Consider the following 25281-nt stretch of genomic DNA (forward strand, 5'->3'; position numbering starts at 1 on the left):
CTTGCTCAAACGCTTCCGGCTCCATGCCGACGCCGTCCTGCTGTTCATCACCGACCATGCCGTCCCATTCACCAACAATCTTGGGGAGCGCGCCGTGCGCATGCCAAAGGTGAAGCAGAAAATATCCGGCTGCTTCCGAACCGTCATCGGCGCCGACAACTTCTGCGTCATCCGCTCATGTCTCGACACGCTACGCAAGCAAGGCCATGGCATGCTTGAGGTTCTGCTCCGGGCCTTCAACGGTAATCCTATCCCGCTTGCCGCATAGCGGCTGAACAGTCACCGAAAAATTTCCAATAATTAACAATAATTGATGAAAATTAATATTATTGCTTAGGCTAGCGGTATTTATGTTCGCGCATCAAGCGGACATCAATCTGCTGACGGCGCTCAAACTATTGCCAAAACGCACTTCTGTTTTTAAGATTCTGCGGTATTATAAATAGAATTTCGGTGCATTGTTTTTTAGTGAAGGTTAGCATGGAATTTAATAAGAAAATTTCTAGAAGTGATATAAAGTATTGCGCGATTTTTGTGGTTGTTATGATCGTGTTTCTATTTTTGATCAATTTTTCTAATATTGCTTATATCTCTTCCATTCGGGATTATGAGTACGGGGAAATAATTTCTATGCTGGTGTTAGGAGAGGTCATGATTTTATTACATAAATTTTCTCGGCGGAAATAAACAAATATTTGAAGTGATTAGCGATTCCGGCACTCCCGAGTTCGACAGTTAAAATTGATTTCTCCTGCGTTTTTCACCTTGGACGGGAGTGTTTATAAGGGTTGTGCGGGCGTCTCTGGAAAATTTATGTAATGGCACGTTTTTCAAAAAATCGATATTTGTTGATATTCTAAAAATTCAGTTTTAGAGTAACGGCATGTTTATCAAAGTCACCAAATCCGGTTCGCGCGGCTACGTCCAGTTTGTCGAAGCGTTTCGCGACGATGAAGGCCGCCCCTAAGCAGCACACCGTCGCCACGCTCGGCCGGCTTGACCAGCTCAACTCAGCGTTGGAGTCGGTCATTTCCGGGATGCCGCGGGTGACGGGGAAGAAGCTACCGGAAGCGCCGCCCAGCCCGGCGATCGCGTTCGAATCGGCCCGCGATTATGGCGACGTCTGGGCGCTGACCGAACTGCGGGACTCGCTCGGCTTCGACCATTCTCGCCAGATCTTCCGGCGCACCCGGCACAGCCTTGACGTCGGGGCCCTGGTCCGCGTGATGGTGCTCAACGCCAGATTCCCATAGCAGCAGGAGGTTGCGCTCCCGCTCGATGCTCAGAATAGGAAAGTAGGGTGGTGGATTCAGGTTGCAGCAAGCGAGCAATTCTTGCTGGGTTTTATTTAGATGGTTGTCGGACAGTCCGACCGGCGGAAAAATCGGTTGGCCACGGGCGTCGCAGTCTTGTCCGATCACGATGTAGCCGCCGCCTAAGTTCTCAAAATCATTGGCAAAAGCGCAGACTGAGCGCAAGATCGGAGCGGGATTCCAGCCGGCCTTGTACTCGATGCGCTCGGCCTCGACGGTACGTTGGCGTAGCAGGTCCTACAGATTGATGGGCAACGTATTCGGCATCGCGTCTGCTGAGCCTTACTCTTGCTCTGTCGATATTATTGTCGGCACCAGGCCAAGCCGCGCCGGTGTTGCTGCTATAGACAAGCGTCAAAGCCGGCGGGGAGGGCGCGTTGCCGTCCCCGCCTTCAAACCACAATTAGTGGAAGTGCTCGTTGCCTTGCGGCGTGTCTTCGGGCATCTCCGCGTGCACCAGCTCGCCCGCCGGGTCGGCGAACAGCGGCGCGCCGCAATCGTCGCAGTATTCGCCGACGTAGCGCTCGTTGTGGCGCTTGATCTGCGTGACGCCTGCTTCCTTCAGGTGCGCCAGGATCTCGTCGATCGGCGTGACCTGCTTGTCCAGGCCGCCGATGCCGGCTTGCAGCAAGCCTTCGATCGGGGTGCCGTCCTCGTCTTCCTGGCCGTACAGCGGCCAGACGATGCCGTACACCACTTCCGGCGTTTGCCGCAGCGTGAACGCGACGCGGTATTCGTCGACCTGGCCGTCGGCCGCCTCTTCGCCGAAGCCGGCGATGACGGCGCGCAGCTCGGACGGCTCCACCGCCAGCGTGTGCGTCAGGTAGTGCACGGCGGCGCGGATCGAGACCGGGCGGATCAGCTTGTCGGCTTCGCGGCAGGCGACGTAATAGGCTTCCGGCAGCAGCAGTTCAATGCCGCAGCCCGGTAGCAGGCGGGCGATCGACGGCGTCGCCTGGACGCGCCATTGGTCCAGCGCGGCGGTGCGTTCGCTGATGAAGTCGGCTTGGCTGGCCGGGGCCTGCCAGCGGAACAGCGGCGCGCCCACCGGCGCCACCACCGCCACCAGCAGGTAGCGGGTGTCGGCCAGGAAGGGCGCGGTTTCCGGCGGCTTCACGGCCGGCTTCAGCGTCGTGCCCTTCAACGCGGCCTGGGCCAGCTTGAGCGTCTTGGCGTAGGTCTCGGCGTGGCTGCGCGGCAGCTGGTCGATCGAGAACAGCGTCGGCGCCATCGCCATGCAGGTGCCGTCGGCCAGCAGATGCGCCTCGAAATGGGTCGACAGCGTTTCCAACAGGTCGGTCGGAATCGCGCCCGAGGCGATCGTGAAGCGGGTCCAGGCCAGGATCGGCACGGCCACCAGCAGGGCGTCGTAGCGCTTGGTCTCGCCTTTTTCCTCCAGCGTCACCACGGTTGTTTCGCTGACGGCTTCAACGCAGTCCATCAGCACGTCATAGGCGTTCAAGTCTTCCTTGAACAGGCTGGCCAGGGTGGTGTCGATGGTGTCCTGGTGGCCGGATTTGAGTAGTTTCTGGAGCTGCGTATCCAGGCTGTGTTCCCATGACCGCTCTTCGAGACGGCTGGCGGCCTGGACGATTGCCTGGGCAAAGGTAACCAGACGCTGGCTGTCGGCAGTCAATTTATGGGATGAATCTTTGGATGGACGACGCATAGCGGGATAAGAGTCTCTGGAGAGTGGAAAAAATGGATTAGTACCAATTAGATAATGATAAACCCTTATGCTTCCTATTGTAGTGGATTCGGCCGCTGTCGATGCGACTGCCGGTGGTAGATCAAGGTCGATTGCGCCGATTTCAAGGTTTGCGAGGTGGTTTGGGCAAAAAAAACGCCGGACGAGGCCGGCGTGTTGGGTGCTGCGACGGCGGCCGCGGTTTACGCGGCCAGCAGTTGGCGCAGCACGAACGGCAGGATGCCGCCGTGTTTGTAGTAGTCGACCTCGATCGGCGTGTCGATGCGCAACAGCACAGTCACGTCCTGGCTGCTGCCGTCGGCGCGGTGGATCACCAGCGTTACCAGTTGCTGCGGCTTGATCTCGCCTTCCATGCCCTTCAGGTCGTAGGTTTCCCGGCCGGTAATACCCAGGCTCTGTACGCTGTCGTCGCCGATGAATTGCAGCGGCAGCACGCCCATGCCGACCAGGTTGGAGCGGTGGATGCGCTCGAACGAACGGGTAATCACGGCCTTCACGCCGAGCAACTGGGTGCCTTTCGCGGCCCAGTCGCGCGACGAGCCGGTGCCGTACTCCTCGCCGCCGAACACCATCGTCGGCGTGCCGTCGGCAACGTAGCGCATGGCCGCGTCGTAGATCGACATTTCGTCGCCGGACGGCTGGTGCACGGTGATGCCGCCTTCGACGGCGGAACCGTCGGCCTTGGCGGGGATCATCTTGTTCTTGATGCGGACGTTGGCGAAGGTGCCGCGCATCATGATTTCATGGTTGCCGCGGCGCGAACCGTAGGAATTGAAGTCGGCTTTCATGACGCCGTTGGCCAGCAGCCATTTGCCGGCCGGGCCGCTTTCCTGGATCGAGCCGGCCGGCGAAATGTGGTCGGTGGTGATCGAGTCGCCGAACACGCCCAGCGCGCGCGCGCCCTGGATGCCGGTGGCGACCGCTTTCGGCGTCATCGTGAAGTCGTCGAAGAACGGCGGCTCGGCGATATAGGTCGACTTCGGCCAGTCGTAGACCTGGCCCGACACGGTGGTGACCTTCTCCCACAGCTTGCCCGGCGCGCCCTTGACGTCGGCGTAGTTCTCTTTGAACACTTTGCCGTTCATCGCGAACTTCATCAGCGCCGACACTTCGGCCGAGCTCGGCCAGATATCGCCCAGGTAGACGTCCTTGCCGCCCTTGCCCTTGCCAACCGGCTCGGTCATCAGGTCGCGCGTCATGTTGCCGGCGATGGCGTAGGCCACCACCAGCGGCGGCGAGGCTAGGAAGTTCGAGCGGATGTTCGGGTGGATACGCGCCTCGAAGTTGCGGTTGCCCGACAGCACGGCTGAGGCGACGATGTCGTTGGCGGCGATGGCCGCGTTCATTTCCGGGGTCAGGTCGCCGGCGTTGCCGATGCAGGTGGTGCAGCCGTAGGCGGTCAGGCCGAAGCCCAGCTTTTCCATGTAGGGCAGCAGGCCGGCGGCGCTCAGGTACTCGGTGACGACGCGCGAACCCGGCGCCAGCGAGGTCTTGATGTGCGGCGCCACCTTCAGGCCCGCTTCGACGGCCTTTTTGGCCAGCAGGCCGGCGGCCAGCATCACGCTCGGGTTCGAGGTGTTGGTGCACGAGGTGATCGCGGCGATCAGCACGTCGCCGTTCGACACCTTGACGCCGTTCGTCGTTTCATACACGGCGCCCAGGTCGGCCGGGTTCTTGTTGAAGCCGTTTTCCGAGGTCGGCTTGGCGAACAACTCGGTGAAGTTGGCCTTGACGTTGCCGATTTCAATGCGGTCTTGCGGACGCTTCGGGCCGGCCAGCGACGGCGCCACCGACGCCAGGTCGAGCGCCACCACGCGGGTGTAGTCGATGTCGCCGGCTTGTGGAATGCCGAACAGGTTCTGCGCCTTGAAATACGACTCGAAGGCGGCGATTTCGGCTTTGCTGCGGCCGGTGCCCTGGAAGTACTCGATGGTTGCTTCGTCGACCGGGAAGAAGCCCATGGTGGCGCCGTATTCCGGGGCCATGTTGGCGATGGTGGCGCGGTCGGTCAAGGTCAGCGATTGCGTGCCTTCGCCGAAGAACTCGACGAACTTGCCGACGACTTTCTCCTTGCGCAGCAGTTCGGTGATGGTCAGCACCAGGTCGGTCGCGGTGCAGCCTTCGCGCAGCGCGCCGCTCAGGTTGACGCCGATCACGTCCGGGGTCAGGAAATAGACCGGCTGGCCCAGCATGCCCGCTTCCGCCTCGATGCCGCCGACGCCCCAGCCAACCACGCCGATGCCGTTGATCATGGTGGTGTGCGAGTCGGTGCCGACCAGCGTGTCGGGGTAGTAAATGTCGTCTTTTTTGTTCTTCACCTTGTGGACGCCGCGCGCCAGGTACTCCAGGTTGACCTGGTGGACGATGCCGAAGCCCGGTGGCACGACGCCGAAGGTGTCGAAGGCCTGCATGCCCCATTTCATGAACTGGTAGCGCTCGTTGTTGCGCGAGAATTCCAGCTGCATGTTCAGGTCCAGCGCTTTTTTCTCGCGGTAGTGGTCGATGGTGACCGAATGGTCGACCACCAGGTCGACCGGCACCAGCGGCTCGATGTTTTTCGGGTTCAAGCCCATTTTCTTGGCGACGTTGCGCATCGCGGCCAGGTCGGCCAGCAGCGGCACGCCGGTGAAGTCTTGCAGCACGACGCGCGCCACGACGAACGGAATCTCATCGGTGCGGTCGGCTGCCGGGGCCCAGTTCGCCAATTGCTTGACGTGTTCCTCGGTGACTTTTTTGCCGTCGCAGTTGCGCAGCACCGATTCGAGCACGATACGAATCGACACCGGCAGGCGGGAGAGGTCGACGCCCAGGCTTTTTGCCAGCGCGGGAAGGGAGTAGAGCAGTCCCTTCTTGCCGTCCGAAATCTTAAAATCCTTGAGCGTGTTCAGAGTGTTGCGGGACATGACTTCTCCTTGTTGGCTATCGTCTATTATTGCTATTCAAGTTACACCATTATTGCGGCGCGCCGGGGCGGGCGCGCTTGCACTCCTTGCGTGGACCCGCCTCAGGCCGCCGGCGTGGCCGCCTCGGCCGCCACCGGTACCGCCGGCTTGATCTGCTCGGCGTCCTTGCACTCGTTGGCCAGTTGGCGGTTCTGCTTGGAGTCGAGCAGCATGCCCTTGGCCGGGATGCCGATCCAGACCAGGCCGTACAGGCGGTTTTCAAAGCGCCGGGCGCCGGTGGTGGTGCCGACCTGGGTCAGGCGGTGCAGGCGTTTTTTCCAGCGCAGCGCGATGTGTTTTTCGTCGGCTTCGTTGCTGTAGATGGTGATCTTGTTGCCCAGTTCGCAGTGGAACTCGGTGGTGGTCGAACCGCCGGTTTCCGGCTCGTCGGCTTCCTCGTCGACCGCGGCGGCCGGCTTCGACTCGGCCGGCTTGGCGGCGCTTTTGGCTTTCGCCTTGGCCTTGACGGCCTTGGCCGGTTTGGCCTCGGCGTCGGCGGCGAAGGCGGCCGGCGCCAGCGACAGGGTCAGTGCGCCCAGGGCGACGCCGCAGGAAATGGCTAGCTTAAAAATGGACATCGTTGTTGGTTCCAGGTCAGTGTTCGTCGGGGCTTGCGTTGAGCAGCGCGGCGGCCGCTTCGGGAAGCGGCAGGCCGGCCAGTTTGGCGCGCTGCAAAACCGTCCAATAATATCGGTAGCTGGCGCGGTCGTGCAAGCGGCCATTTTGGGCGATCGGCCCCCATTGGGCCTTCTCGGCCTCGTGCAGGATGTTGTTCGCTTCATTCACCTCGGACAGGCGCGGCGTGAAGGCTTTGATGATCGGTTTGATCTGGTCGGGGTGGATGCTCCACATGCGCGTGAAGCCGAATTCGGCGGCCGCGCGCTGGGCGTCGTTGGCCACCACGGCCGAGTCGCGCACGTCGGTGGTGACGTTGTGCGACGGCACCTTGCCGTGGGCGTGGCAGGCGGCGGCGATTTCCAGCTTGGCGCGCACCACCAGCGGGTGCTGGAACTGGCCCGGCGTGCGCATGGCGTTGGCGGCGATGGCGCCGTAGTGCGCCGAGACGAAATCCATGATGCCGAACGACAGGCACTCGACCTGCGGCAGCGCGGCGATGTCGTAGACCTCGCGCAGCGCGCCATGGGTTTCGATGATGACGTGGATCGGCAGGTCGGCGCGGCCGGCGTTGCGCGCGTGCAGGTTGATGAAGCTGATGGCCCGCGCCACGTCTTGCACGCCGTTGGCTTTCGGCAGCGCCAGGTAGGCCAGGCGCGGCGCGGCCGCGCAGACGATCTCGACGTCCTGGGCGAAAAACGCGCTGTTGACGTCGTGCACGCGCACGCCGATGCGGTTGAAGCGGTTGCCCTCGTCCTGCAGCAGGGCCGCGACCAGGCGCGCGTGGGCTTCCTCGGCGCCGGCGCTGGCGCCGTCTTCGCAGTCGAAGGTGATGTCGAACAGGGGGCCAAGCTCTTGTTGCAAAGCAATCGATTTACGCATCAGCTTGTCGGAGCCGGCGTAGTGGTCGCAAGCGGCGAGCAGCAGCGGCTGGCGTTTGCCTTGGAATAAAACCTCGGAAGGGTGCATGCTTAACGCATTCTGAAGGTGGGGGGGGCGGTGGATGGGAACGTCGCGCCACCGTTGGCGGCGCGACGCGGCTAGGCTATTAGCCCAGCAGGTGTTTGACGCCGGCTTGCTCTTCCAGCAGCTCGTTCAGCGTGACGTTGATGCGCTCTTGCGAGAAGGCGTCGACGCTCAGGCCCTGGACGATCTTGTATTCGCCGTTCTCGGTGGTGACCGGGAAGCCGAACATGACGCCTTCGGGAATGCCGTACGAACCGTCCGACGGGATACCCATCGTGGTCCACTTGCCGTTGGTGCCGATGACCCAGTCGTGCACGTGGTCGATGGCCGCGTTGGCCGCCGAGGCCGCCGACGACAGGCCGCGCGCTTCGATGATCGCGGCGCCGCGCTTGCCGACCGTAGGCAGGAAGGTGTTGGCGTTCCATTCGTGGTCGTTGATCATGTCCTTGACCGAGTTGCCGTCGATTTCCGCGTAGCGGTAGTCGGCGTACATGGTCGGCGAGTGGTTGCCCCAGACGAACAGTTTTTCGATCGACGTGACCGGCTTGCCGGTTTTGGCGGCGATCTGCGACAGCGCGCGGTTGTGGTCCAGGCGCAGCATGGCGGTGAAGTTCTTCGACGGCAGCGACGGCGCCGATTTCATGGCGATGTAGGCGTTGGTGTTGGCCGGATTGCCCACCACCAGTACCTTGACGTTGCGCGAGGCGACGGCGTCGAGCGCCTTGCCCTGCACCGTGAAGATTTGCGCATTCGCTTCCAGCAGGTCCTTGCGTTCCATGCCCGGGCCGCGCGGACGGGCGCCGACCAGCAGGGCGACGTCGATGTCCTTGAAGGCGGTCATCGGATCGGCGTGCGCGGTCATGCCGGCCAGCAGCGGGAAGGCGCAGTCGTCGATTTCCATCATGACGCCCTTGAGGGCCTTCTGGGCCTTCTCGTCCGGGATTTCAAGCAATTGCAGGATGACCGGTTGGTCTTTGCCGAGCATGTCGCCGTTGGCGATGCGGAACAGCAGCGAGTAACCGATCTGACCGGCGGCGCCGGTAACTGCAACACGCATTGGGGTTTTAGCCATGATGAATCTCCAAAGTGGGAAAAAAACGAGCTCGAAGCTGGGCCTACGCTTATTCGGAAAAGCTGTAATGATACCAAAACCGGGGCGGCGCGCCGAATTGGCGCGAATCGCCGCCGCCGGGGCCGCGCGCGGGCCGGGGAAAAACCGGCACATCCCGGCGCGGCGTGGCGTGACGGCGAGTTTAGGCGGGCCGGAGCGATCTGTCAATTCATATCTTATGTCTTATATAAGACATATAACTCACAGCAGGTTTCACTGGACTCCGAGGGGCTTTTGTGTTGAAATCTCGCCCTATGAACCCAGCCCCGCCCAATCCGACCATGAATGCTCCCGCCGCCAGCGGGGCAGCCGGTCCGACGCCCGCCGCGTCCGGAACGCCGGCGGCGGGGTCGCCGACCTTCAGCCCGCTGTACCAGCAAATCAAGGCGCTGATCACGCAAAGCCTGCAGTCGGGCGAGTGGAAGCCCGGCGAACTGATCCCCAGCGAGGTCGAACTGGCCGGCCGCTTCAAGGTCAGCCAGGGCACCGTGCGCAAGGCGATCGACGAGCTCGCCGCCGAGAACCTGGTCATGCGCCGCCAGGGCAAGGGCACCTTCGTGTCGACCCACCACGAGGCGCGCGCGCATTTCCGCTTCCTGCGCCTGGTGCCCGACGAGGGCGTGCCGCATTATCCCGAAAGCAAATTCATCGAGGTCAAGCGGGTGCGCGCGCCGGCCGACGTGGCGCGCCTGCTGGAACTCAAATCGGGCGACGCCGTCATCTTCGTCAAGCGCGTGCAGTCGTTCGACTCGGTGCCGACCATCGTCGAGGAGCTGTGGCTGCCCGGCCTGATCTTCAAGGGCTTGACCGCCGAGCGCCTGGTCGAATACAAGGGGCCGATGTACGGCCTGTTCGAAACCGAGTTCGGCACCCGCATGATACGCGCCTCCGAGCAGATCCGCGCCGTCTGCGCCGACGCCGGCGCCGCGCAGTTGCTGAACGTGGCGGCCGGCGCGCCGCTGCTGTGCTCGGAACGCGTCTCGTTCACCTACGGCGACAAGCCGGTCGAGCTGCGCCGCGGCCTGTACCTGACGGCGCACCACCATTACCAGAACGAACTGAATTAAACCGCGCGTTCAGCTAGGCCGCGCGGGCGCGGCGGCGCGCGCCGTTGTGGCGCCAACAAGACGCTGACTACCCCAAGTGGCGCCCGGAGTGTGTTGCAGTGCACTATTTTGGTTATATGTAACAATAGATATTGGTCGGAGTTGCGAAATCGGCGAAAATCGCAGCTTCAATGATTTATTTTAGTTCAAGGGGGGTCTTGTTATGTCCGAAGCCGTAAGAGAAGCACCAAAAAAAGAACGGCCGAAATTCAGTAATATTCATGTTACGCAGTTGGCCAACTACCGTCTGCCGCTGGCCGGTATCGTCTCCTTCCTGCACCGCATCAGCGGTTTGCTGATGTTCCTGCTGTTGCCGGCCGTGCTGTACATGCTGCAACTGAGCCTGCGTTCGGAAATCTCGTTTGCCTACTTCCAGGGCATCGCCTCGCACTGGTTCGTGCGCCTGCTGACGCTGGCCCTGGTCTGGGGTTATATGCAACATTTCTGCGCCGGCGTGCGCCACCTGTTTATGGACCTGCATATGGGCCTGGACAAGGATTCGGCCCGCCAATCGGCCGCCAGCGTGATCGCCGTCAGCCTGCTGCTGACCGCCCTGGTCGGCTTGAAACTGTTTGGAGTATTTTGATGGCTAACAATAATATCGGACCGAAACGCCTGGTCGTCGGCGCCCACTACGGCCTGCGCGACTGGCTGGCCCAGCGCATCACGGCACTGGTGATGATCGTCTACACCGCCATTCTGCTGATCGCTTTCCTCACCGGCAACAACTTCAGCTACGAAGGCTGGGCCGGCCTGTTCGCCCAACAGTGGTTTAAATTGTTCAGCCTGGTGACCTTCCTGGCGCTGGGCTACCACGCCTGGGTCGGCATGCGCGACATCTGGATGGACTACGTGAAACCCGTCGGCATCCGCCTTACCTTGCAAATCGCCACGATGCTGTGGTTGATCGGCTGCACCGCGTGGTCGGTGCAAATTCTCTGGAGTGTGTAATCGTGGCAGCTATTAAATCTGCAATCCCTACCCGCCGCTTCGACGCGGTCATCGTCGGCGCCGGCGGTTCCGGCATGCGCGCCTCGCTGCAACTGGCCGAGGCCGGCCTGAACGTCGCCGTGCTGTCGAAAGTGTTCCCGACCCGCTCGCACACCGTCGCCGCGCAGGGCGGCATCGGCGCCTCGCTGGGCAACATGGCCGAGGACAACTGGTTCTGGCACATGTTCGACACGGTCAAGGGCGGCGACTATCTGGGCGACCAGGACGCCATCGAATTCATGTGCCGCGAAGCGCCGAAGGTGGTCTACGAGCTGGAACACTTCGGCATGCCGTTCGACCGCAACCCCGACGGCACCATCTACCAGCGCCCGTTCGGCGGCCACACCGCCAACTTCGGCGAGAAAGCCGTGCAGCGCGCCTGCGCCGCGGCCGACCGCACCGGCCACGCGCTGCTGCACACCCTGTACCAGCGCAACGTGCGCGCCCGCACCCAGTTCTTCGTCGAGTGGATGGCCATTGACATCATCCGCGACGCCGACGGCGACGTCGTCGGCGTGGTCGCGCTGGAAATGGAAACCGGCGAATGCATGATCCTGGAAGCGAAGACCACGATCTTCGCCACCGGCGGCGCCGGGCGCATTTTCGCCGCCTCGACCAACGCCTTCATCAACACCGGCGACGGCATGGGCATGGCCGCGCGCGCCGGCCTGCCGCTGCAGGACATGGAGTTCTGGCAGTTCCACCCGACCGGCGTGGCCGGCGCGGGCGTCTTGATCACCGAGGGCGTGCGCGGCGAGGGCGGCATCCTGATCAACAGCGACGGCGAGCGCTTCATGGAGCGCTACGCGCCGACCCTGAAGGACTTGGCGCCGCGCGACTTCGTGTCGCGTTCGATGGACCAGGAAATCAAGGAAGGCCGCGGCTGCGGTCCGAACAAGGACCACGTCATGCTGGACCTGCGCCATATCGGCGCCGACACCATCGCCAAGCGCCTGCCGTCGATCCTGGAAATCGGCCACAAGTTCGCCAACGTCGACGCCACCAAGGAACCGATCCCGGTGGTGCCGACGATTCACTACCAGATGGGCGGTATTCCGACCAACATCCACGGCCAGGTCGTCGCGCCGAAGGACGGCAACCCGGTCGCCGTGGTCAACGGCCTGTACGCCATCGGCGAATGCGCCTGCGTGTCGGTGCACGGCGCCAACCGCCTGGGCACCAACTCGCTGCTCGACCTGCTGGTGTTCGGCCGCGCCGCCGGCAACCACATCGTCGCCAGCAACCTGAAGCAAAAGGAAAACAAGCCGTTGCCGGAAGGCGCCGCCGACTTCGCCATGGGCCGCCTGGCGCGCCTGGAGAACTCGACCGGTACGGAAACCGTGCAGGGCGTCGCCAACGACATCCGCGCGACGATGCAGAAGTACTGCGGCGTGTTCCGCACCGACGCGCTGCTGCAGCAGGGCTACAAGGAAATCATGGTCCTCGACGAGCGCCGCAAGAACGTCGCGTTCAAGGACAAGTCGAAGGTCTTCAACACCGCCCGCGTCGAAGCGCTGGAATTGGACAACCTGATTGAAACGGCGAAAGCGACCATCACCTCGGCGGTGGCGCGCAAGGAATCGCGCGGCGCCCACGCGCACAGCGACTTCCAGCAGCGCGACGACGAGAACTGGATGAAGCACACGCTGTGGTTCTCGGAAGGCAACCGCCTCGAGTACAAGCCTGTCATCACCAAGCCGCTGACGGTCGACACCTTCAAGCCGAAACCACGTACATTCTAAGGGTCAGAACATGACACGCACAGTTAAACTCAAGATCTACCGCTACGATCCGGACACGGACGCGAAGCCGTACATGCAGGACGTCACCGTCGAGCTGCAAGACAGCGACAAGATGCTGCTCGACGCGCTGCAACGCATCAAGTCCGACGTCGACGATTCGCTGTCGCTGCGCCGCTCGTGCCGCGAAGGCGTTTGCGGTTCGGACGCGATGAACATCAACGGCAAGAACGGCCTGGCCTGCACCACCAACCTCAACGAGCTGACCCAGCCTATCGTGCTGCGTCCGCTGCCGGGCCTGCCGGTGATCCGCGACCTGATCGTCGACATGACGCAGTTCTTCAAGCAGTACGATTCGATCAAGCCGTTCCTGATCAACGAGTCGATCCCGCCTGAAAAAGAACGCCTGCAGTCGCCGCTCGAGCGCGAGGAACTCGACGGCCTGTACGAGTGCATCCTGTGCGCCTGCTGCTCGACGTCGTGCCCGTCGTTCTGGTGGAACCCGGACAAGTTCGTCGGCCCGGCCGGCCTGCTGCAAGCCTACCGCTTCATCGCCGACAGCCGCGACGAAGCCACCGGCGCGCGCCTGGACAACCTGGAAGACCCGTACCGCCTGTTCCGCTGCCACTCGATCATGAACTGCGTCGACGTTTGCCCTAAGGGTTTGAACCCGAACAAGGCAATCGGCAAAATCAAAGAGTTGATGGTCCGCCGCGCGATCTGATCGCGCGCGTCTTGCGGGCGGCGCGTGCCGCCCGCACAGTCGTATCGCGCTCGCGAATCCGCGCGCGCACCGTATAGTGTTGAACAACATGACAGAATCAAGTTTGCCCACGCATCAGTCCGACCCCGCTAACCGCGCCCGTTTGCGCTGGCGTTCGCGCCGCGGCCTGTTGGAAAACGATCTGATCTTGACCCGTTTTCTCGATGCGTATGAAACCGAATTGACCGACGACGAAGTGGACGCGCTGACGCGCTTGCTCGACTTGTCAGACAATGCGTTAATGGATCTGGTGCTGGCCCGCAAGGAGCCGGAAGGCGAAGTCGATCTGCCGCAAGTGCACGCACTGCTGCAGCGACTGCGCCGCGCCTAGGACTGTCGGATACGGTCCGGTAGGCTCGGAAGGGCGACGCGCGTAACCCGCGCCGCGTCCGGCGAGGCGAATAGCGACACCAGAATTTTTGATTTTTTTATCCCCGACTCACTCCCGCGAAGGAAGAGCCCATGAATACCACTGACAAAAAAGCCACCCTGTCGTTCTCCGATGGCAGCCCATCGATCGACTTCCCTATCTACGAAGGCACGGTTGGGCCGGAGGTCATCGACATCCGCAAGCTGTACGCCGGCACCGGTAAATTCACCTACGACCCGGGCTTCATGTCGACCGCCGCCTGCAATTCGTCGATCACCTACATCGACGGCGACAAGGGCGAGCTGCTGTACCGCGGCTACCCGATCGAGCAGTTGGCCGTCAACGCCGACTTCATGGAAACCTGCTTCCTGCTGCTGAACGGCGAACTGCCGAACGCCGCCGAAAAAGCCAAGTTCGTTGCCACCGTGACCAACCACACGATGGTGCACGAGCAGATGCAGTTTTTCTTCCGCGGCTTCCGCCGCGACGCCCATCCGATGTCGGTGCTGGTCGGCACCGTCGGCGCGCTGGCGTCGTTCTACCACGACTCGCTCGACATCAACGATCCGCACCACCGCGAAGTGTCGGCGATCCGCCTGATCGCCAAGATGCCGACGCTGGTGGCGATGTCGTACAAGTACTCGATGGGCCAGCCTTTCGTGTACCCGCGCAACGACCTGTCGTACAGCGCCAACTTCATGCGCATGATGTTCGGCAACCCGTGCGAAGAGTACAAGGTCAACGACGTGCTGGTGCGCGCCCTGGACCGCATCCTGATCCTGCACGCCGACCACGAGCAGAACGCCTCGACCTCGACCGTGCGCCTGTCCGGTTCGTCCGGCGCCAACCCGTTCGCCTGTATCGCAGCCGGCATCGCCTGCCTGTGGGGCCCGGCGCACGGCGGCGCCAACGAGGCGGCACTGAACATGCTCAAGGAAATCGGCTCGGTCGACAAGATCCCCGAGTTCATCGCCAAGGTCAAGGACAAGAACTCCGGCGTCAAGCTGATGGGCTTCGGCCACCGCGTCTACAAAAACTTCGACCCGCGCGCCAAGCTGATGCGCGAGACCTGCTACGAGGTGCTGGAAGAGTTGGGCCTGCAAGACGACCCGCTGTTCAAGCTGGCCATGGCGCTGGAAAAAATCGCGTTGGAAGACGACTACTTCGTGTCGCGCAAGCTGTACCCGAACGTCGACTTCTACTCCGGCATCGTGCAATCGGCGCTGGGCATCCCGGTCTCGCTGTTCACCGGTATCTTCGCGATGGCCCGCACCATCGGCTGGATCGCCCAATGGAACGAGATGATCTCCGATCCGGAACAGAAAATCGGCCGTCCGCGCCAGCTGTTCGTCGGCGCGACGACCCGCGAAGTACTGCCGGTCGACAAGCGCGCGTAAGCGAAGCTCAGCGTGCCGCGCCGGCCTTCGGGGCCGGCGGAAAAAAAAGCGAGCCCGCGTGGCTCGCTTTTTTTACGCCGCGCCGCCGATATTCAACATCGTGATGACTGGAATTCCTAAATGTAATTGGATATATATCTCGTGTTCGGATATATTGCAGTGCAACATTAGACCAATTGACGAGGACTGCACCATGACGACATTATCAGCGAACCATCCCACCCTGGCGAACTCGGGCAACAGCTACGCCAAAAACGTTCTGCAAGCGGGGCAGGCGCTTGTCGCCGCGATATTCGCGCTGAACGGCGCCCTGGCCACGCGCCGGAAAAACCGCAAGGAGTGGCTGGAAACGGCGGCAATGCTCAGCCACAAGGCGGATGCCCACCAGGAAGGCAGCCCGGCCTACGCCGCCGAGTTGCGCTATTTCTCCGCGCTGAGCCTGGCGCGCTACTCCGAGTCCTGATCGTCCGGGCGGGCGCCGGCGCGCAATGAAATTCCAAGCGGCAATCCGCCATCCGATCGGGAGTACACATGTTGTCGGGCGTTGCGCGCGGCGGCGGCTTAGAGCAAGGGGCGTCTCGTCGGTGCCGTCGAAACCGAGCAAATTGCGCTATTATTCGGTCGAATAATTGCTCGAATCGGACGAATCATGGATCGCATCACGGCCGCGCAGGTGTTTGTGGAAATCGCCGAGCGCGGCAGCATGGTCGCCGCCGCCGACGCGCTCGACATGTCGCGCGCGATGGTGACGCGCTACCTGGCCGAGATGGAGCAGTGGGCCGGCGCCCGGCTGCTGCACCGGACCACGCGCCGGCTCAGCCTGACCGACGCCGGCGACGCGACGCTGCTGCGCTGTCGGAGCATGCTGGAGCTGGCCGGCGCGATGGCGGTGCGGGCGGACGGCGCCGCCGACGCGCCACACGGCCTGCTGCGCATTACCTGTTCGCAAACGCTGGCGCAGACCGCGCTGGCGCCGGCGGTGACGGCCTACCTGCGGCGCTATCCGCGCACCGCCGTCGACCTGCAAATTGAAAACCGCGCCGTCAACCTGGTGGAGCAGCGCATCGACCTGGCGCTGCGCATCACCAACGCGCTCGAACCGAACCTGATCGCCCGCCAGCTCGGCCATTGCGCATCGATGGTGTGCGCCGCGCCGGCCTATCTGGCCGCGCGCGGCACGCCGCAGCGGGCCGAGGACCTGGCGCTGCACAACTGCCTGACCTACACCTACTTCGGCAAGAGCCTGTGGCAGTTCAGCCGGGACGGCGCGGCGCTGTCGGTGCCGGTCAGCGGCAACCTGTCGGCCAACGAGTCGATGGTGCTGTTGACGGCGACGGCGGAGGGGGCTGGCATTTCCTTGCAGCCGCTGTTTTCTGCCGCCCCGCTGCTCGCCAGCGGCCAGCTGGTGGCGCTGCTGCCGGCGTACCAGCCGCAGGAAATGGGTATTTACGGCATCTACACGTCGCGCCAGCACATGGCGCCGGCGTTGCGGGCGATGCTCGATTTCCTGGTCGCCTGGTTCTCCAGCGATCCGCGCTGGCTGGCCGCGACGGCGTCGCCCCGGCCGCGCGGCAAGTCCACACGTTGATGCCGCCATATTAATAAAACAAATTGTTTTATTTTTATCCGGCGGCCGTTTGCGGATTGACGCCGCAGGGCATCGCCGCTAAGCTTGGCCACCATTCACCTGCCCGGGACGCCCCTTGAACGCCACCACTTCGCCCCTTTCCCCGCTCGATTTGTTGACGCCGCTGCTGGTTCCCGGCCGCCGCTTTATGCTCGGTCTGGTGGGCGCGCCCGGCGCCGGCAAGTCGACCGTCGCGCAAGCCTTGTGCGACGCGTTGCCGGGCCGCGCCGTGGTGGTGCCGATGGACGGTTTCCACCTGGCCAATTCGGAGCTGCTGCGGATGGGGCGGCGCGACCGCAAGGGCGCCGCCGACACCTTCGACAGCGCCGGCTACGTCGCCCTGCTGGGCCGGCTGCGCCAGCGGCCGGCGGGGCAGGTGGTGTACGCGCCGGACTTCCGCCGCGAACTCGACGAGGCCGTCGCCGGCGCGATTGCGGTGCCGGACGAGTGCGAGCTGGTCATCACCGAGGGCAATTACCTGCTGCTCGACGACGGCCATTGGGCCGGCGTGCGGCAGCAACTGGACGCCGTCTGGTATGTCGATATCGACGCCAAGCTGCGCCGCGAGCGGCTGGTCGCGCGGCATATGCGCTTCGGCCGCTCCGAGGCGGCGGCGCGCGATTGGGTGCTGCGCACCGACGAGCCGAACGCCCTGCTGGTGGAGGCAACCCGGCCGCGCGCCGATGTGGTGTTGCGTTAGGGCGCGGCTTTTAACGGTTTCAATAGAATAATTGAGATTTTTATACTATTGCCTTCTTGTCAGCGTGGCGATGCCTACCGGCCCGATCTAATTGTGGCCACTGTTACTATTTATTACCTGAACGGTTGTCCTGATTCAATATCGCGTGCTATCCTACCTCACCGTTTTTTCGAACAGTGCCCGTTTTAAAGCCCTTCCCCACAACTTGATGTGCAATCCGCTAACCGGTCAGGCCGTGTCGCGGAAGGTTAGATTAACCCGCTAATCTCGCGAAACGCGAAGAAAGGTGAGCAATATGATGCAACAATTTACGTCCAACTCCTACCTGTTTGGTGGGAACGCCCCGTACGTGGAAGACCTGTACGAGGCGTACCTGAACAACCCAGGCTCGGTGCCGGACAACTGGCGCGCGTACTTCGACGCCATGCAGAACGTGCCCGCCGTCGACGGTTCCAACAAGCCCGACGTGGCGCACGCGTCCGTGGTCGCCTCGTTCGCCGAGCGCGCCAAAGCCGGTCCTATCCGCGTCGTCACCGCCTCGCTGGACGCCGAAATGGGCCGCAAGCGCGTCGCCGCCACGCAACTGGTCGCCGCTTACCGCTACCTCGGTTCGCACTGGGCCAATCTGGACCCGTTGCAGCGCCAGGAACGTCCGATGATCCCGGAACTGGAACCGAGCTTCTACGGTTTCACCGACGCGGACATGGACACCGTCTTCAATATCAGTAACACCTATTTCGGCCCTGAAACGGCATCGCTGCGCGATCTGCTGAACTTCCTGCGCGAAACCTACACCCGTTCGATCGGCGCCGAGTTCATGTACATCTCGGACCCGGCCGAAAAGCGCTGGTTGCAGGAAAAGTTGGAATCGATCCGCTCGACCCCGACCTTCACGAACGAGAAAAAAATCCACATCCTCGACCGCCTGACCGCGGCCGAAGGCCTGGAACGCTATCTGCACACCAAGTACGTCGGCCAGAAGCGCTTCTCGCTCGAAGGCAGCGAGACTTTCATCGCCTCGATGGATGAAACCATCCAGCGCGCCGGTGAAAAAGGCGTGCAGGAAATCGTTATCGGCATGGCCCACCGCGGCCGCCTGAACGTGCTGGTCAACACCCTGGGCAAGAGTCCGCAGGAACTGTTCGAAGAATTCGAAGGCAAGCACGGCGACGACCTGCCGTCGGGCGACGTCAAATATCACCAAGGCTTCTCCAGCGATATTTCGACCGCCGGCGGCCCGGTCCACCTGTCGCTCGCGTTCAACCCGTCGCACCTGGAGATCGTCAACCCGGTCGTCGAGGGTTCGGTCAAGGCGCGCATGGACCGCCGCGGCGACAAGGACGGCGCGCAGGTGCTGCCTATCCTGGTGCATGGCGACGCCGCGTTCGCCGGCCAGGGCGTGGTCATGGAAACGCTGAATCTGGCGCAAACCCGCGGCTACCACACCGGCGGCACGGTGCACATCGTCATCAACAACCAGATCGGCTTCACCACGTCGGACCCGCGCGACTCGCGCTCGACGCTGTATTGCTCGGACGTGGTCAAGATGATCGAGGCGCCGGTCCTGCACATCAACGGCGACGATCCCGAAGCCGTCGTGCTGGCCACGCAGATCGCCTTGGACTACCGCATGGAGTTCAAGAAGGACATCGTGGTCGACATCATTTGCTACCGCAAACTGGGCCACAACGAACAAGACACCCCGGCGCTGACGCAGCCGCTGATGTACAAGAAAATCGGCCAGCATCCGGGCACCCGCAAGCTGTACGCGGACAAGCTGGCGGCGCAGGGCGTGATCGCCGCCGACCAGGGCGACAAGATGGTCGCGGCCTTCCGCGACGCCATGGACGCCGGCAAGCACACGGTCGATCCGGTCATCTCGAACTTCAAGAACAAGTACGCGGTCGACTGGCTGCCGTTCCTGAACCGCAAATGGACCGACAGTGCCGACACCGCCGTGCCGATGACCGAGCTTAAACGCCTGGCCACCCGCATCACCACCGTGCCGGAAGACTTCAAGGTCCACTCGCTGGTCGAGAAGGTCCTGGGCGACCGCGCCACCATGGGCCGCGGCGAAATGAACCTGGACTGGGGCATGGGCGAGCACCTGGCCTACGCCACGCTGGTCTCGTCCGGCTACGCGATCCGCCTGACCGGCCAGGACGCCGGCCGCGGCACCTTCGTGCACCGCCACGCCGTGCTGCACGACCAGAACCGCGAGCGTTGGGACGCCGGCACCTACGTGCCGCTGTCGAACGTCTCCGAGAGCCAGGCGCCGTTCACGGTGATCGACTCGGTGCTGTCCGAAGAGGCCGTATTGGCCTTCGAATACGGCTACTCGAGCGCCGAGCCGAACACCCTGACCATCTGGGAAGCCCAGTTCGGCGATTTCGCCAACGGCGCCCAAGTGGTGATCGACCAGTTCATCAGCTCCGGCGAAGTGAAATGGGGCCGCGCCAACGGTCTGGTGATGATGCTGCCGCACGGTTACGAAGGCCAGGGCCCGGAGCACTCGTCCGCGCGTCCCGAGCGTTTCCTGCAACTGTGCGCCGACAACAACATGCAAGTGGTGCAGCCGACTTCGGCTTCGCAGATCTTCCATCTGCTGCGCCGCCAGATGGTGCGCCAGTTCCGCAAGCCGCTGGTCATCCTGACGCCGAAGTCGCTGTTGCGCAACAAGGACGCCGGTTCGCCGCTGACCGACCTGGCCAAGGGCGCCTTCCACACCGTGATCGGCGAAGTCGACGAGAAAATCGACGCCAAGAAGGTCAAGCGCGTTATCGCCTGCTCCGGCAAGGTCTACTACGACTTGGTCAACGCGCGTAAAACCCGCGGCCAGAGCGACACCGCGATCGTGCGTATCGAGCAACTGTATCCGTTCCCGCACAAGTCGTTCGCCGCGGAACTGAAGAAGTTCCCGAACCTGAACGAAGTGGTCTGGGCCCAGGACGAGCCGCAAAACCAGGGTCCGTGGTTCCAGATCCAACACAATATCTTCGAGAGCCTGGACGCCGGCCAGCGTCTGGCCTACGCCGGCCGTCCCGCCTCCGCGTCGCCTGCCGTCGGTTACTACGACAAGCACTACGCGCAGCAAAAGGACCTGCTGGAAACGGCGTTCTCGAAGTTAAAAGGTTTTGTTCTGACCAAATAAACACCGCGCGCGCCGCGCCGGGAGCGCGGCGCCGCAACAATACAATATACGGAGTAATACATGGCACAAATCGAAGTCAAGGTTCCACAATTATCGGAATCGGTTGCAGAAGCAACCCTGCTGACATGGCATAAAAAAGTCGGCGAACCTGTGGGCCGCGACGAGAACATGATCGACATCGAGACCGACAAGGTCGTGCTCGAGCTGCCGGCGCCGTCCGCCGGCGTGATCGTGCAAATCATCAAGGGCGACGGCAGCACCGTCGTCGCCGGCGAAGTCATCGCCATCATCGACACCGAAGGTCCGGCCAAAGTGAGTCCGATGGAAGTGTCGTCGATTCCACAGCCGGCCGCGCAAGCCGCCGCCGACGCCTCGCAGGCGCCGGCTTCGAGCGCCGCGCCGGTCGCCAGCAAGGGCGACGTCGCCATGCCGGCCGCCGCCAAGCTGCTGTCGGAAAACAACATGAGCGCCGCGCAAGTGAGCGGCACCGGTAAAGACGGCCGCGTCACCAAGGGCGACGTCCTGAACGCCGTGGCCGCCAAGCCGCCGGTGGTGGCGCCGGTCGCCGCGCCGGCCATGCCGGCCAAGGCCGCGCTGCAGCATGTGGCCGCGCCGGCCGCCGCCAACCTGGGCGAGCGTCCGGAAGAGCGCGTGCCGATGAGCCGCCTGCGCGCCCGCATCGCCGAGCGTCTGGTGATGTCGCAGTCGACCAACGCGATCCTGACCACGTTCAACGAAGTGAACATGCAGCCGGTGATCGACCTGCGCAACAAGTACAAGGACAAGTTCGAGAAGGAGCACGGCGTCAAGCTGGGCTTCATGTCCTTCTTCGTCAAGGCCGCCGTCGCCGCGCTGAAAAAGTACCCGATCATCAACGCCTCGGTCGACGGCAACGACATCGTCTACCACGGTTACTTCGACATCGGTATCGCGGTCGGTTCGCCGCGCGGGCTGGTGGTGCCGATCATCCGCAACGCCGACCAGATGTCGATCGCCGACATCGAGAAAAAAATCGGTGAATTCGGCAACAAGGCGAAAGAGGGCAAGCTGACCCTGGACGACCTGACCGGGGGTACCTTCTCGATCTCCAACGGCGGCACCTTCGGCTCGATGCTGTCGACCCCGATCATCAACCCGCCACAGTCGGCGATCCTGGGCGTGCACGCGACCAAGGACCGCGCCGTGGTCGAAAACGGCCAGGTCGTGGTGCGCCCGATGAACTATCTGGCGATGTCCTACGACCACCGCATCATCGACGGCCGCGAAGCCGTGCTGGGCCTGGTAGCGATGAAGGAAGCGCTGGAAGACCCCGCGCGCCTGCTGCTGGACCTGTAAGCGGCAACACGTCACCAGCGCACTAGAAAAGACCAGCGGCAAGGAGTTGGGGGCGGCCCTTAGGGCTGACCCCAGGGTCACGCCCCTGGTTTTTTTATCTATTGTGGATTTGGTTCCAGAAGAACAGATTGGGAATTAAACAATGAGTACAACAAAACAATTCGACGTCGTCGTCATCGGTGGCGGCCCTGGCGGCTACATCGCCGCCATCCGCGCCGCGCAACTGGGTTTTTCGGTCGCCTGTATCGATGAAGCCGTCAACGCCAAGGGCGCGCCCGCGCTGGGCGGCACCTGCACCAACGTCGGTTGCATTCCGTCGAAGGCGCTGCTGCAATCGTCCGAGCACTACGAACACGCCGGCCACAGCTTCGCCGAGCACGGCATCGACGTCGCCGGCCTGACGCTGAACCTGGGCCAGATGCTCAAGCGCAAGGACACGGTCGTCAAGCAAAACAACGACGGCATCCTGTACCTGTTCAAGAAAAACAAGGTCACCTTCTTCCACGGCCGCGCCGCCTTCGCCGGCGCCGCCACCGCGGAAGGGTATGCGCTGGCCGTCACCGGCGCCGCCAACGAGGCGATCAGCGCCAAGCACGTCATCATCGCCACCGGCTCGAACCCGCGCGAACTGCCGGGTGCGCCGTTTGACGAGAAGCTGATCCTGTCGAACACCGGCGCGCTGGCCATCGACGCCGTGCCGGCCAACCTCGGCGTCATCGGCGCCGGCGTCATCGGCCTGGAAATGGGCAGCGTCTGGCGCCGCCTGGGCGCCAAGGTGACGGTGCTGGAAGGCTTGCCTGTGTTGCTGGGCGCGGTCGACGAGCAAATCGCCAAGGAAGCGGGCAAGTTGTTCGCCAAGCAGGGTCTGGCGATCAGCCTGGGTTGCAAAATCGGCGCGATCAAGGCCGGCAAGAACAACGTTACGGTGGAATACGTCGACGCCAAGGGCGCGGCGCAGAAAGCCGTGTTCGACAAGTTGATCATCTCGATCGGCCGCGTGCCGAACACCAACGGCCTGGGCGCCGACAAGGCCGGCCTGCAACTCGACGAACGCGGCTTCGTCGCCGTCGACGCCGACTGCAAGACCAACCTGCCGAACGTGTGGGCGGTGGGCGACGTGGTGCGCGGCCCGATGCTGGCGCACAAGGCGGAGGAAGAGGGCGTCGCGGTGGCCGAGCGTATCGCCGGCCAGCACGGCCACACCAACTTCAACACCATCCCTTGGGTCATCTACACCTCGCCGGAAATCGCCTGGGTCGGCCAGACGGAGCAGCAATTGAAGGCCGCCGGCATCGCTTACAAGTCCGGCACCTTCCCGTTCATGGCGAACGGGCGCGCGCGCGCGCTGGGCGACACCTCGGGCATGGTCAAGTTCCTGGCCGACGCGGTCAGCGACGAAATCCTGGGCGTGCACATCGTCGGTCCGATGGCTTCCGAGCTGATCTCCGAAGCCGTCGTGGCGATGGAGTTCAAGGCCTCGGCCGAAGACATCGCCCGCATCTGCCACGCCCATCCGTCCCTGTCTGAAGCGACCAAGGAAGCCGCGCTGGCCGTTGACAAGCGCACCTTGAACTTTTAAGCGTCGCCGCGGGCCGGCCTTGCGCCGGTTCGCCGGACGCCCACGACTGTCCCATCGGCCGCGCCGGCATATCCTTGCCGCTGCGGCCGCAGCACGTTGAAGCGAACCACATGAACGTTGAAGAGTTTTACCAGAACGCGTTGCAGCAACGCGATTTCAAGGCCGACGAGGCGCAGCGCCGCGCGGTCGACCGGCTGCAGCGCGCCTACGCGGAGTGGGTCGGCTTCAAGGCGCAGCGCTCGAACAGCTTCAAGCGCCTGATCAACCGTCCCGACGTGCCGCGCGGCGTCTACATGTGGGGCGGGGTGGGGCGCGGAAAATCGTTTTTGATGGACAGTTTTTACTCGGTGGTGCCGCTGGTGCGCAAGACCCGCGTGCATTTCCACGAATTCATGCGCGGCGTGCACCGCCAGTTGGACGAACTCAAGGGCGTAGCCAATCCGCTCGACGAGGTGGCGCGGCGCATCGCCAAGAAATACCGCTTGATTTGTTTCGATGAATTCCACGTCTCCGACATCGCCGACGCGATGATTCTGTACAATCTGCTCACGGCCCTGTTCGAGAACGGCGTCTCCTTCATCATGACGTCGAACTACGACCCGGACCTGCTGTACCCGGACGGCCTGCACCGCGACCGCATGCTGCCGACCATCGCGCTGCTCAAGGCCAAGCTTGACGTGATCAACGTCGACGCCGGCGTCGACTACCGCGGCCGGGCGCTGGAACAGGTCGACAGCTATTACACGCCGCTGGGCGCGGCGGCCGACGCGTCGCTGCGCCACGCCTACGCCAGCGTGGCCGAGACCGCCGACGAGGACCCGCACGTGATGATCGAGAACCGCGAAATCCGCTGCCTGCGCCGCGCCGGCGGGCTGATCTGGTTTGATTTCGCCACCCTGTGCGGCGGGCCGCGCTCGCAGAACGATTACCTGGAAATCGCCAGCCGCTTCCATACGGTGATATTGTCGGCGATACCGGCGATGTCGGCCGGGATGTCGTCCGAGGCGCGCCGCTTCACCTGGCTGATCGACGTGTTCTACGACCAGAAGGTGAAGTTGCTGATGTCGGCCGAGGTGGCGCCGGACCAGTTGTATACCAACGGCATGCTGGCCAACGAGTTTCACCGCACCGTCTCGCGTATTGTCGAGATGCAGTCGCGCGAATATATGGAAAAAGAGCGGCGTGGCGCGGCCGACGCGCTCGCCTGAGGCGGATGAGCAAGGAAGTAAGCAATGAGGAAGCAATGATTATGGCAACGACTATCAGAACTACCCTGCTGGGACTGGCGCTGGGCGCCTGCGCGCTGGGCGTCGGCGCGCAGGACTTCGGCCAGCCGGTGGTGGGCGCGCCGATCGTGCCGCCGTCCCATTCGGTCGAGCAGGCCGACGCCAAGCTGGCGGAGGTGGCCAAGGGCCGCGCCGCCGCCGAGGCCACCTTCGCCGCGCGCGAGCAGGTTTGCTACGCCCGCTTCTTCGTCAACCGCTGCCTCGACAAGGCCAAGGAGGCGCGCCGCGGCGTGCTGGCCGAGTTGCGCGCCATCGAGGCCGAGGCCAGCCGTTTCAAGCGCGCCGAGTCGGTGGCGCGGCGCGACCTGGCCCTGGCCGACGCGCAGAAGACGGCGCAGGAAACCGCCATCGCGCGCGCGGCGGCGCCGCCGAAGCGCCTGCCGGTGGCGGCCGACCCTGGCCGCGCGTCGGCCGTCGGCAAGAATCCGGCCCAGCGCCAGGCCGAGTACGACGCCCAGGCGCAGGGCCAGGGGGGGGGGGGGGGGGGGGGGGGGGGGGGGGGGGGAGGGGAAGGGAAGAAAGGAGAGGGTAAAAAGAAGAGAGGGGGGAAGAAAGGCGATGAAGAGTAGGGGTAAGCAAGGTA

General features: G+C 63.2%; 21 protein-coding genes and 2 pseudogenes. 17 read left to right on the plus strand and 6 right to left on the minus strand.

Annotated features, from left to right (window positions below):
- Together ACFDR9_RS19120 and ACFDR9_RS19125 are read left to right on the plus strand one after the other, a co-directional pair.
- Window positions 1–268, plus strand: a 268-nt coding sequence (locus tag ACFDR9_RS19120; protein WP_327076013.1) for a transposase, incomplete at its 5' end; no start/stop codon positions are given.
- Window positions 269–883: 615 nt separating this feature from the next.
- Window positions 884–1238, plus strand: a pseudogene (locus ACFDR9_RS19125) (IS1634 family transposase); the annotation flags it as partial.
- Window positions 1239–1262: 24 nt separating this feature from the next.
- Here the strand turns inward: ACFDR9_RS19125 and ACFDR9_RS19130 are convergent.
- The 6 genes and pseudogenes from ACFDR9_RS19130 to ACFDR9_RS19155 all read right to left on the minus strand — a co-directional run.
- A pseudogene (locus ACFDR9_RS19130) lies at window positions 1263–1547 on the minus strand (ATP-binding protein); the annotation flags it as partial.
- A gap of 169 nt (window positions 1548–1716) precedes the next feature.
- Window positions 1717–2982 (minus strand): DUF2863 family protein, encoded by a 1266-nt coding sequence (locus ACFDR9_RS19135; protein ID WP_409032030.1) that lies wholly within the window; start codon window positions 2980–2982, stop codon window positions 1717–1719.
- A 221-nt stretch (window positions 2983–3203) separates the two neighbouring features.
- On the minus strand, window positions 3204–5924 hold the full coding sequence (gene acnA, locus ACFDR9_RS19140) for an aconitate hydratase AcnA (protein WP_409032031.1): 2721 nt from the start codon (window positions 5922–5924) through the stop codon (window positions 3204–3206).
- Window positions 5925–6025: 101 nt separating this feature from the next.
- Entirely contained in the window at window positions 6026–6541 is a 516-nt protein-coding gene (locus ACFDR9_RS19145; protein WP_409032032.1) for a hypothetical protein, read from the minus strand.
- Window positions 6542–6557: 16 nt separating this feature from the next.
- A complete protein-coding gene (locus ACFDR9_RS19150; RefSeq protein ID WP_409032033.1) occupies window positions 6558–7547 on the minus strand; it encodes an HpcH/HpaI aldolase/citrate lyase family protein in 990 nt (329 codons plus the stop codon).
- A 79-nt stretch (window positions 7548–7626) separates the two neighbouring features.
- A complete protein-coding gene (locus ACFDR9_RS19155; protein WP_026132372.1) occupies window positions 7627–8616 on the minus strand; it encodes a malate dehydrogenase in 990 nt (329 codons plus the stop codon).
- Window positions 8617–8909: 293 nt separating this feature from the next.
- Here ACFDR9_RS19155 and ACFDR9_RS19160 point away from each other — a divergent pair, with 293 nt between their 5' ends.
- From ACFDR9_RS19160 to ACFDR9_RS19230, 15 genes are all read left to right on the plus strand, one after another.
- Window positions 8910–9722, plus strand: a complete 813-nt coding sequence (locus ACFDR9_RS19160) for a GntR family transcriptional regulator (RefSeq protein WP_026132373.1) — start codon at window positions 8910–8912, stop codon at window positions 9720–9722.
- Window positions 9723–9924: 202 nt separating this feature from the next.
- Window positions 9925–10347: a succinate dehydrogenase, cytochrome b556 subunit gene (gene sdhC / locus ACFDR9_RS19165; protein ID WP_026132374.1), complete on the plus strand. Its 423-nt coding sequence runs from the start codon at window positions 9925–9927 to the stop codon at window positions 10345–10347.
- Entirely contained in the window at window positions 10347–10712 is a 366-nt protein-coding gene (gene sdhD / locus ACFDR9_RS19170) for a succinate dehydrogenase, hydrophobic membrane anchor protein (protein ID WP_017874572.1), read from the plus strand. Before sdhC ends, sdhD begins: the two co-directional genes overlap by 1 nt.
- Window positions 10713–10714: 2 nt before the next feature.
- Complete coding sequence (sdhA, locus tag ACFDR9_RS19175) at window positions 10715–12493, plus strand: succinate dehydrogenase flavoprotein subunit (RefSeq protein WP_026132375.1); 1779 nt, start codon at window positions 10715–10717, stop codon at window positions 12491–12493.
- A gap of 10 nt (window positions 12494–12503) precedes the next feature.
- Window positions 12504–13214, plus strand: a complete 711-nt coding sequence (locus ACFDR9_RS19180) for a succinate dehydrogenase iron-sulfur subunit (protein WP_409032034.1) — start codon at window positions 12504–12506, stop codon at window positions 13212–13214.
- An 88-nt stretch (window positions 13215–13302) separates the two neighbouring features.
- Complete coding sequence (locus ACFDR9_RS19185) at window positions 13303–13584, plus strand: succinate dehydrogenase assembly factor 2 (protein WP_026132376.1); 282 nt, start codon at window positions 13303–13305, stop codon at window positions 13582–13584.
- A 131-nt stretch (window positions 13585–13715) separates the two neighbouring features.
- Window positions 13716–15020 carry a citrate synthase gene (gene gltA / locus ACFDR9_RS19190; RefSeq protein WP_017874576.1) on the plus strand — a complete coding sequence of 435 codons (1305 nt, stop codon included), beginning with the start codon at window positions 13716–13718 and terminating at the stop codon, window positions 15018–15020.
- 193 nt (window positions 15021–15213) lie between these two features.
- Entirely contained in the window at window positions 15214–15483 is a 270-nt protein-coding gene (locus ACFDR9_RS19195; RefSeq protein WP_017874577.1) for a hypothetical protein, read from the plus strand.
- Between the two features lie 186 nt (window positions 15484–15669).
- Complete coding sequence (locus tag ACFDR9_RS19200) at window positions 15670–16608, plus strand: LysR family transcriptional regulator (RefSeq protein WP_409032035.1); 939 nt, start codon at window positions 15670–15672, stop codon at window positions 16606–16608.
- Between the two features lie 115 nt (window positions 16609–16723).
- Entirely contained in the window at window positions 16724–17347 is a 624-nt protein-coding gene (locus tag ACFDR9_RS19205) for a nucleoside/nucleotide kinase family protein (protein ID WP_409032036.1), read from the plus strand.
- Between the two features lie 295 nt (window positions 17348–17642).
- Window positions 17643–20498 (plus strand): 2-oxoglutarate dehydrogenase E1 component, encoded by a 2856-nt coding sequence (locus tag ACFDR9_RS19210; protein WP_409032037.1) that lies wholly within the window; start codon window positions 17643–17645, stop codon window positions 20496–20498.
- A 60-nt stretch (window positions 20499–20558) separates the two neighbouring features.
- On the plus strand, window positions 20559–21833 hold the full coding sequence (gene odhB, locus ACFDR9_RS19215; protein ID WP_409032038.1) for a 2-oxoglutarate dehydrogenase complex dihydrolipoyllysine-residue succinyltransferase: 1275 nt from the start codon (window positions 20559–20561) through the stop codon (window positions 21831–21833).
- Window positions 21834–21975: 142 nt separating this feature from the next.
- The gene (gene lpdA / locus ACFDR9_RS19220; protein WP_017874582.1) at window positions 21976–23412 is read left to right on the plus strand and encodes a dihydrolipoyl dehydrogenase; all 1437 of its coding nucleotides are present in this window, start codon (window positions 21976–21978) and stop codon (window positions 23410–23412) included.
- 110 nt (window positions 23413–23522) lie between these two features.
- A complete protein-coding gene (gene zapE / locus ACFDR9_RS19225) occupies window positions 23523–24620 on the plus strand; it encodes a cell division protein ZapE (protein ID WP_409032039.1) in 1098 nt (365 codons plus the stop codon).
- 41 nt (window positions 24621–24661) lie between these two features.
- Window positions 24662–25267, plus strand: a complete 606-nt coding sequence (locus tag ACFDR9_RS19230; RefSeq protein WP_409032040.1) for a hypothetical protein — start codon at window positions 24662–24664, stop codon at window positions 25265–25267.
- The last annotated feature ends 14 nt before the right edge of the window (window positions 25268–25281 follow it).

The sequence above is a fragment of the Janthinobacterium sp. CG_23.3 genome, from assembly GCF_046115965.1.
GTDB lineage: Bacteria > Pseudomonadota > Gammaproteobacteria > Burkholderiales > Burkholderiaceae_D > Janthinobacterium.